Raw genomic sequence first — 1,263 nt, forward strand, 5'->3', positions numbered from 1 at the left:
ATTAAATAACGGCTTTAAGAATTGAGCGGCAAATATACGGTTTGTAGCAATTTTGAGTGAAAAAATGGAGCTATTACTGCTGATATTTGTGAGCTAAAGCTGAAAAACTATGATTTCACAGGAACTCTTTTAAAGCGAATTGTCGTCGGAAAGTATACAAACAATCTGTTTCGTCGCTTCTTCAACAAAAACAAGCTTTTCTTTATGCTGTTTTCGAGGCATAAGTGGTATAAATTGCGATATTTGCACCCAACTACAACGATTTCGCTATGGAAGAACGCAACAAAACGCTCGGAGAATTTATTATTGAAAAACAAGCTGAATTTAAATATTCGTCGGGCGAGCTTTCCCGAATCATCAACTCTATTCGATTGGCGGCGAAAGTCGTTAATTATAAAGTAAACAAGGCCGGATTGGTGGATATTGTTGGTGCGGCTGGCGAACAGAATATCCAAGGTGAAGATCAACAAAAACTCGACGTTTACGCCAATAACATCTTCATTCAAACGCTGATAAATCGAGAAATTGTTTGCGGAATTGCCTCTGAAGAGAACGACGATTTTATTACCGTTGCCGGACCCGACAACAACCACAACAGCAAATACGTGGTTTTAATGGATCCGCTCGATGGCAGCAGCAACATCGATGTAAACGTTTCTGTTGGAACAATTTTTTCGGTATTTCGTCGCGTTACACCTATTGGAACGCCTGTTACCCTTGAAGATTTTTTACAACCCGGAACCATGCAAGTTGCCGCGGGTTACGTCATTTACGGTACTTCGACTATGCTGGTGTACACTACTGGGCACGGCGTTAACGGATTTACGCTCAATCCGGCTATCGGAACTTTCTACTTGTCGCATCCCAACATGCAATTCAAACCCGACGGAACAATCTATTCTATTAACGAAGGAAATTACGTGCACTTTCCGCAAGGCGTTAAAGATTACATCAAATATTGTCAGTTGGAAGAAGGCGACCGCCCGTACACCTCACGTTACATCGGCAGTTTGGTTTCCGATATTCACAGAAACATGATTAAAGGCGGAATTTATATTTACCCAACGAGCTCCAAAGCACCGAAAGGGAAATTGCGCTTGCTGTACGAATGCAACCCCATGGCATTTATTGCCGAACAAGCCGGCGGAAAAGCATCGGATGGCTTTACGCGAATTTTAGAAATTAAACCTACAGAACTGCATCAGCGCGTGCCGTTCTTCTGCGGAAGCTATAATATGGTTACGAAAGCCGAAGAATTTATGG

General features: G+C 42.3%; 1 protein-coding gene. It reads left to right on the forward strand.

The features are described 5' to 3' along the window. Positions 1-269: 269 nt before the first annotated feature. Positions 270-1,263 (forward strand): class 1 fructose-bisphosphatase (gene fbp / locus ACOVQQ_RS00480; protein ID WP_421816475.1); only part of this gene is annotated, 994 nt, incomplete at its 3' end.

This window comes from Flavobacterium sp., from assembly GCF_049240005.1.
Taxonomy (GTDB): Bacteria; Bacteroidota; Bacteroidia; order Flavobacteriales; family Flavobacteriaceae; genus Flavobacterium.